The 8,956-nt window shown below is 65.7% G+C and carries 2 protein-coding genes; both read right to left on the bottom strand.

Annotation, left to right across the window (positions count from 1 at the left end):
* Positions 1 to 4,538: non-ribosomal peptide synthetase (locus tag YA0848_RS28575; RefSeq protein WP_198731462.1), on the bottom strand; the 4,538-nt coding region annotated here is incomplete at its 3' end.
* Positions 4,535 to 8,806 carry a non-ribosomal peptide synthetase gene (locus YA0848_RS28570; protein ID WP_198712393.1) on the bottom strand — a complete coding sequence of 1,424 codons (4,272 nt, stop codon included), beginning with the start codon at positions 8,804 to 8,806 and terminating at the stop codon, positions 4,535 to 4,537. The genes YA0848_RS28575 and YA0848_RS28570, both read right to left, overlap by 4 nt.
* Positions 8,807 to 8,956: the final 150 nt, after the last annotated feature.

Here is an 8,956-nt window from a genome sequence, read left to right as displayed (position 1 = left end):
CGCCCACCCAGCGGCGCACGGCGGGGGTCCGTGGAGGGCACCACTGCGGGGGCTTCACTGCTCGACTCACTGCGCAAGCGCTGGGCCAGGCCTTCCGGGGTCGGCTGGCTGAGAGCCCAGCGCAACAGGCGGTCGAAGGGTTGCGCACGGGCCAATGGCTCTTGCTCGCGCAAGCCGGCGATCAATTGTGCGATCAGCAGCGAGTCACCACCGGCGCCGAAGAAATCCTGATCCGCCGACACCCCACTGCAATCGAGTACTCGCTCCCAATGCGCGATCAAGCGCTGCACCAACTCATCCGCCACTTCCGTGCGCGCACGGCGTGCCGGTTCGAGCTGGCGCTGCTCGGCTTGGGTGGTCAGCGCGCGGCGGTCAATCTTGCCATTGGCGGTGACCGGCAAGCGGTCGAGTATCCGCACCTGCGCCGGCACCATATAACGCGGCACGCGCTCGGCGATGAAGGCCAGCAACGTCTCCTGGCTCAGTAATGGCCGGTCGGTTTTCACGCGTGCGACCAACAGGTCGTAGCCCAGCAGGTGCAGCACACTGTCGGCCGACGCCAGCGATTCGGCCTGATCGCCGGCCTCGCTGTTCAGCCACGCCAGCCACTGGTCCGTATGCACGAACAGCTGCCCGGTGGCGGCGCGCACGTCCTGCGGCGTCTCCATCATCAGGCTTTGGCTAATGCTGATTTCGCGGTGTTCGCGGGTCAGTTCCTGGATCACCAGCCAGGCATCGGCTTGCAGCAATTGGCGTAACCCGGCGAGCAGGCGCGGTGTATCCAGGGCGTTGTTCAATGCGCCGGAGCTGAGCAGCAGGTCCAGGGACCCCGCGGCAAGCCCTTGTTCGCAGGCGGGTTTGTTCATGTCGAACGGCATGAAGCGCACCCACGGATACGCGGCAAAGCGTTCGCGCGCAGCGTTAAGGAAATAGCTCGACACGTCGGAAAACACATAGTCGATCTGCACCCCGTCCGCCACCAACGGCGCCAGCGCGGGGATGATCAGCGCACTGGCGGCACCGGTGCCGGCACCCACTTCCAGGATGCGCCAGCGGCGCTGGCTCTGGCGCGCAACGATCGCGCAAACCGCCTCGGCCATGGCCCGATGCAGCTCTTGGGCATGCTGGCCACGGCTGTACATCGCCTCGGCAATATGTGCCGAGCCCTGCGGGAACATCAGGCTTGCCGGGCTCAGGCGCCCGTCCAATTGCTCGGCCAGGCGGGTCGCGCTGGTGCGCAGGTAATCGACCAATTCCAGCGGCCAAAGACCGCTCGGCGCCAGACGGGCGAACTGTGCCCAGGCATCGTCCTGGTTCAGTTCAGCCGTGCTGACCTGGCAGCGCCAACCGTCATTGTCTGCACACAGGTAGCCGCTGTCGGTCAACAACGTAAGCCAATGCCGCAACAGGCGATGCTGACCGGCGTCGAGTTGCAAGGCCTGGCACAGCGAGTCGAATGCCACGGACTGCCCCGGGATCAGCAAGCCACTGCCGCCCAACCAGTGCAGCAACGACACATCCGCCGCCCGATCCAGCGCAGCCAGTGCTGCTTCGATGGCGGCGCGCGGGCCGAAATCCGCGTGTTCAAGGGTGTGGCGAGCCTGGCGCAGGACTTCGCCCAACTGCGTGTTCAGGTGAGGCGCAGGCGCGTTGGTGTGCAGGGTGACGAAGCTGCACAGCGAACGTTCGTGACGCTCGCCGAGCAACACCGTGGTACTCGCGGCGATCTGCGGATGGGCCAGCCAGCCCGCGTCGATTTCCGCAAGTTCGATGCGGTGACCGCGAATCTTCACCTGGTCATCCTGGCGCCCAAGAAACTCGATCAAGCCTTCCGCGTTCAGGTAACGCCCCTGGTCACCCGTGCGGTACAGGCGACGCCCGCTGGCATGGGTGATGAACCGCTCGGCGCTGCGTCGCGGGTCTTCGGCATAACCCAGGGCCAGGCCGAGTCCGCCGATATGAATCTCACCACGCACGCCCACCGGGCACTGGCGGCCCAGCGCGTCGAGTACTTCCAGGGTCTGGTGCTTGAGGGCCCGGCCGTAGGGGATGCTTGGCAAGGCCGTATCTTCGGCACGAATGGGATGCTCCACCGACCAGATCGCCGCTTCGGTGGCGCCGCCCAGGCTGAACAACTGGCTTTCGGGCCAGCGTTGCCACCAGCGGGTCGGCAGCGTGGTGGGAATCCAGTCGCCGGACCACAGCACACAGCGCGGCCCGGGGATTGCGCCGGGCTCGGTCTCCAGGTAATCCACCAGCATCTGCCCTTGTGCGGGCACCGAGTTCCACAAGGTGATGCCGTGTTCCTGCATCAATTGCGCCCAATGCGAAGGATCGGCGCCGCGCTCGGGGTCGGGCAGCACCACCTGCGCACCGACCGCCGTGGCGCCGAAGAAGTCATACACCGACAAGTCGAAACTCAACTCTGCCAGGCCCAGCACGCGGTCATCGACGTTCACCGCGTAGCGCTGGTTGATGTCATCGAGGGTGTTGACCACCGCGCCATGGCTGAGCATTACGCCTTTGGGCGTGCCGGTGGAGCCTGAGGTGTAGATGATGTAGGCCAGGTCCGCGGCCTCTACCGCCAGCGGCTCACGGGGTGGCCAATGCGGGTCGACGGCAAGCGTATCGATGGCGACGCGCGGAAGTTCAAGGCTGTCCGGCCATGCCTGGGCTTGCAGGACAATCACCGCAGCAATCCCCGCGTCGCGCAGGATCGCCTCGCGGCGCAAGGCCGGTTGGCGGATGTCCACCGGCACATAGGCCGCGCCCATCTGGGTAATGCCCAGCACCGCCATCAGTTGCCAGGCACTCTTGGGCAGCATCACCGCCACCCGCGCCCCCGGCTGCACGCCGAGCGCTTCAAGCGCCTTGCGCACCGCGGCGGCATGCTGGGCGACCTGACGATAGCGGTAACGGCCGTCGCGGTCGCTGATCACGAGGGCATCCGGAGTTCGCAGCGCCTGTTGGGCGAAGCCGTCGGCGATATTGCGCGCTGGGGCGCTGGCGTGGATTGGCGGGTTTGCCTGCTGCGCGGGCAGCACGATATCGCCACGCGCTTGCCACAATTGCGGGTCGCAGGCCAAGCGTTGCAGCAAGTCGACGTAGGCTGCGAACATCTGCGCGGCCATGCCCTCGGGCAACACGCCGATGCGGACATCCCAGCCGATCTGCAAACCGCCGTATTGGTCGCTGACCTGGCAGTCAATCCACACTTGCGGGGTTTGGCTGATCATGTAGCTGGGCGGCTGCAACACACGCCCGGCATCGCCGAGCATGCGTTCGACGCTGCCGATGCCACTGGTGAACACCACCGGCATCAGGTCGGCGCCACGCCCTCGCACACGGGCCAGTTCGCGCAGTACCTCAACGCCGGTGAAGCGGCTGTGGTCGAGGTCATCGAAAAGCTGCGCGCCGATACACCGCGCACGCTGGACAAAACTGGCGCCCTCGGTGCCGTCCACCGCGAGCAGGCTCAGCGCGGTGAAGTCTCCCACGACCTGGTTCAACTGCGGGTGCAGGTTCGGTCGGTTGAGCACGGTGAGGTTCAGGCAAAAGTCCGGGCTTTGGCTCCAGCGCCCGATCACCTCCGCAAACGCGGCCAGCGTCACGCCCGCCGCGCTGAGGCCTTGGGCGCTGGCGAGGGCGCACAGGGCGTTCCATTGCCCGCTGCTCAACACGCCATGGTGGTGGGCGAAACGCGTGGAGCCCAAGCCCGCGTGCTCGCTCAGCGGAAGGTCCGGACGCCCGGGCAGGCTGTCCAGGCGCGCCAGCCACCACGCCTTGTCGGCGTGCCAGGCGGTGCTGCCACGCGCTTGCTGTTCGTGCTCGAGGTAGTCGCGAAAGGTCGCTTCCAGCGCCGGCCAGTGGCGCGTCGGTTCCAAGTAGCGCTGGGTGAGTTCTGCCAGCAGCAGTTGCAGGCTGGCGTAGTCGAACAAGGTGAAATCCACCGAGCAATGCAGGATCGCCTGCTCGCGTCCCACGCTCAGTTGGGGCAGCAGGATCGGCCATTGATCGAGCGCATGGCAGGCATGGTCCAGGCGCTTGCGCACGCTGTTCAGGTGCGCCTCGAATTCCTCGGGCGTGGCGTCGCGGCGGTCATGCACCGGCAGCTGTTGCCATGGCACCTGGGCTTGCACACGTTGCTGATGGTTATCGACCACCGCGCGCAGCATCGGGTGACGTTGCACCACGGCGTTCCAGGCCTGTTCAAGGTGCCCGGTGTCGACGTTCGCCGGCCACGGGTATTCGACATACAAGTGGCAAGCGTTGCCGCCATAGTCAAAGGCCGGGTTGCGTCCCAGTACATAGGCGCCCTGTACCGCGCTCAAGGCGAAGGGTTGCAGCGCCTGCTCCGGCTGCGCGCGCCATTGTTGGGGCGCAAGATGCACCAACAGCGCTGGCCGCTGGGCGCGAATACGCTCCGCCAGGGCTGAATCCAATGCGCCTTGCGGCGCGCGAAAATGCAGCTTGCCGTCAGTGGCCCAGAGTTCGATCTGGCGTTCACGGCAGATGTGCAGCACATCATCCAGGCTCATAACACGCCCTCCTCGATAGCCACTTCGCCGCTGCGCACCAGCAACGCGGCCATGCCTGCCAATGTCGGCTGCAGGTAGAAATCGCTCATGCGCAGGCTGGCACCCAGTTGTTCACGCACGCTGGCCAGCAGCCGCGTCGCCAGCAGGCTGTCGCCGCCCAGGCTGAAAAAGCTCGCCTGGGCGCTGCGCACCGGCCGTCCCAGGATGGCCTCCCAGCACGCTGCCAGGGGCTGTAGCTCGGCACTGAGTTCGCCGTCTTCGTTGTTTGCCGGTTGCCTGCGTTGCAACGCGTCGCTGAGGCTGGCGTGCAGGCGCGCGCGGTCGATCTTGCCGTTGGCATTCAGTGTCAGGCGCGGTACGGACCACAGATGTTCGGGCCGCATCGCCTGGGGCAAGCGTTGTTGCAGCCATTGGTCGAGGCTTTCAGCGGTCAGGGTTTCATCCGCCGCACGCGCACTCAACAGCAGCATCGCGGGGTTTTGCCACAGGCATTCCAGGTGGCGAAAACCGCTCTGGCCGAGCAGGTGCGCCAGTTCGGCAGCGTCAGGCAATACCGGTGCGCGCTCATCCAGCAGCGCCGCGCTGACCAGCCGCAACGGCGAGTCGCGCAACAGGTCGGCCAGCAACAGGCGGCCTTGCGGCTTGAGCAGTGCCTGCGCCAGATTCAGCCCATCGCCGGGCTGAGCATAACTGTGCAAGGCCGCGAAGCTGATCACCACGTCGTACTGTGACCAGTGTTCAGCGGGCAGCACGCCCTCCACCAGCAATTGGCTCGCCACGCGCCGGCGCTTGCCCACGCTGGCCGCCAGCAGGCCGGGGCTGCTCTCGAACAAGGTCAGTTGCACGTCGCGCGAACTCGCATGGTCCAGCCATTGCTCCAGCAACTGCCCGCCGCGCACATCCAGCACCGCGACTTTCAGCGGTGTGCCGCTGTGTTGTTGAAGCTCCTGGCTCAGGGTGTCCAACACCTGGCGGCCCGCCGGCAGGTTCAACGCCATGGCCTGCGGTGCCAGCAACGGATCGAACAACACTTGCGAGGCGCCGTCTTCGGTGCGCAACAGCACCTGCAAGGCACCGACCATGCGGTGCAGATCCGCCTCGCGCCACCCTAAGTGCGCCAACGCGTCGTGCAGGCTGAGCGACTCGACATGCTCGGCCAGCCACTCGCGCCACGTGTCGAGCAGGGCGCTGGGCGGCGGGTCTTGCAGCAGGCGGCGCAACAGCTGCGCGGTGACCTGGTGTTCTGCGGCCAAGGTGTCGTCGAGCATCGAGACGGCCGGCAACGCCTGCGCCGATGCAGATTCAGGGCTGATCACCACGGCCGCGCCGAGGCTGCCGTTCAACACGGCAGCACAGGCGCTTTCAACCCGTGGGTGGGCGGTGAGCGCCGCTTCGATTTCCCCCAGTTCGATACGCTGCCCGCGCAGCTTGACCTGCTGGTCCATGCGCCCGAGAAACTCAAGGGTGCCATCAGCCCAGAAGCGCCCGCGGTCGCCGGTGTGGTACCAACGCCCGTGCTCATCACTGCGAAAGCGCTGTGCGGTCAGCAACGGGTCATTGCGATACCCCCGCGCCAGGCTTGCGCCACCGATCAACAGTTGCCCGATCACCTGGTCCGGCACATCGCGCCCGGTGGCGTCCACCACCCGATACGCCTGGCCGGCCAAAGGCTTGCCATAGGGAATCGACGGCCAGTGGTCGGGGACCTCATCAATGCTTTGCAGGTTCGACCAGATACCCGCCTCGGTGGCGCCGCCCAGGCCGTACACGCGGCACTGCGCGGTGGCGTGGCGCCGCAGGCGTGCGGCGAGGTCGAGGGCAATCCAGTCGCCCGACAGCAACACCGCCCGCAGGCTTCGGTAATCACAGGCATCGTCGCCGACGCCCAGGGCCATTTCCAGCAATGCCGGGGCCGAATTCCACAGGCTCACGCGGTGTTCGGCGATCAGTTGCGCCCAACGCGCCGCATCGCGGGTTTCTTCAGGTTGCAGCAGCACCAGGCGAGCGCCCTGCCCCAGCACGCCAAACAGGTCGTACACCGACAAGTCGAAATCCAGCGCCGACACGGCCAGCAGGCAATCATTCGGTGTGACCTGCAGTTCGGCCTGCACCGCATCGATCGTGTTGATTGCGGCGCCATGGCAGACTTCAACACCTTTGGGAATGCCGGTAGAGCCCGAGGTGTAGATCACATACGCGCTGGCGCGCGGCGATAGCGTTTTCGGCGCGGCCAATGGCGCGGACTGCTCAAGCACCGCCGGGTCAAGCCATTGCAGCGCGTTGCCCGGCGGCTGATCGGCAATCACTCGGGTGATGCCCGCAGCCGATTCGATCAGGCTGCGCCGCGCAACCGGCTGTGCGGTATCCACCGGCACATAGCAACCACCGGCCGCCAGCACGCCGAATACCGCGGCGATCTGGCGAGGCCCACGCGGCAGGCAGACCTCCACCGCCTCGCCCTGACGCATGCCCGCCTCAAGCAAACCCGCCGCTATACGCAGGGCTTGGGTGGCCAGATCGTTATATGTCCAGCGTTGCGCGCCGCAGATCAGGGCGAGTGCGTCGGGTTGCCGGGCACTTTGGCGAAAAAAGTCTTCAAGCAGGCCACGCCCCGGCGCCAACGCCGGCAGGCTGTTCTGCTGGTCGCGGCGCGCCTGTTGCGCCAGCGGCAACAACACCGGTTGCGGCTGGTTCCAGTCGCTGTCGGCGAGACGCTGCACCAGCTCGACATAGGCGCTGAACATCGCCTGCGGCACGCCTTGCGGGAACAGTTCGGCAACGCTGTCCCAGGCCAGCAGCACGCCGTCCTCAAGCCGATACAGTTGGTGGTCGAGCCACACTTGCGGGGTTTGCGAGAGCATGTCGTGCAGGTCGCCAAACACCTCGCGAAAGCTGGCGGGGACAAAACCCGAATCGCTCAAGATGCAAGAAAACACCACCGGCGCGGAACGCGGATGACCTTGGCGACGTGCCTCACGCAGCACTTCCAGCGCGGGAAACGCCGCGTGGTCGATGGTGGCGTGCAAGTCGCGCTGGTAGCGTCGGGCGCCTTCGGCAAACGGCAACTGCGGCGTATCTTCACACGCCACCAGCAGCAAGGTGGTGAAGTCGGCAATCACCTGGTCGATGGATTGCTGATCATCGTGACGATCGAACAACGGCACATTGAGCAGGAAGCTCGACTGTTCACTCCAGCGTGCCAACACCGCGTTGAACGCTGTGGCGAACACGCTGGGCAACGTCAGGCCATGGGCCGTCGCCTGGCGACGCAGGCGTTCGGCTTCTGCGTGACTGAGTACGTAAGCCTGGCGGGTAAACCGTGGCGCACGGATCGATTCCGGGGCACAGGCCAGCGGCAGTGCGGGGCCGTCCGGCAACTGCGCAAGGCGTTTGCACCAATGCTCACGATCTCGCGCATACGCCTCTGCGCGACGTTGGCGGCGCCGGCCCAGGTAGTCGGCAAACTGCACGTCCGGCGCGGGCGCAAGCGCGGCCGGCGCCTGATAGGCCTGGCCCAGTTGCGCCATCAACAGGCGCAGGCTTTCCACGTCGACGGCCAGCAGGTCGACACTCAACCACACACGATCGCGGCCTTCGGGCAACTGCACCAGGCCGACCAGCAACACCTGCCCCGCGTCCACGGCCAGGCATTCATGCGATCGCCATTCACGCAGCGCGTGCCAGGCGTCTTGCGCAACCGCTTGAGTGTGGTGGCGCCAATCCTGATGGTCGAAAACCGGCAATTGCGTTGCGCCAAGAATGCGTTGGCGGCCGTCGTTGAAACTGGCCCGCAACATCGGGTGACGCGCTTGCACGCACTTGACTGCCGCTTCCAGGCGTTGCGCATCGATGCCCTGGCAATCGAATTCCAGCCATGCGTGGCAACTGATATTGCCCAGCACTTCGGCGGGCCCGCGCCCCAGCCAGTACGCCTGTTGCACCGCGCTGAGTTCAAAACTGTCGTCGGCTGCGCTCAACGGGGCGACATCAGTCACCTCCACACGCCGCACCGCCTGGCCATGCAGCAGGTCAAGCCAGGCCGCGAGGCTGGGTTCGGCGCTGAGTTGGGCGAAGTCGACCCGCAACCCATGGCTGCGCAGGCGCTCCTGCAAGTACATCAGGCGGATGGAATCCAACCCGCAGCCCAAGAGGTTTTCCTCATCGCCCAGGCTGTCGATTTCTTCCACGGTAGCGCCCAGCAACTGGGCAAGGTGTTCGATCAGCCATCTGCGCAGTGCGGTGGTGTCTGCTGTTGTCAGCTCGCTCATGAAAAGCTTCCTGTGACCCGTCTAGATAAAGTCCCTGGCTCACCAAGATGGAAGCCATTCTCAATTGGAACTCTATCGCAAGCGGTTTTTCAGGAAGCGCTCAGGGCTTTAGATAAACAGGCCTTTTCATTCGATTCAGAGACACCGTGC

The sequence above is a fragment of the Pseudomonas sp. S4_EA_1b genome, from assembly GCF_016307435.1.
GTDB lineage: Bacteria > Pseudomonadota > Gammaproteobacteria > Pseudomonadales > Pseudomonadaceae > Aquipseudomonas > Aquipseudomonas rhodesiae.
Note: the sequence above shows the minus strand (reverse complement) of the source record. Positions and strands in the feature narration are given on the sequence as shown.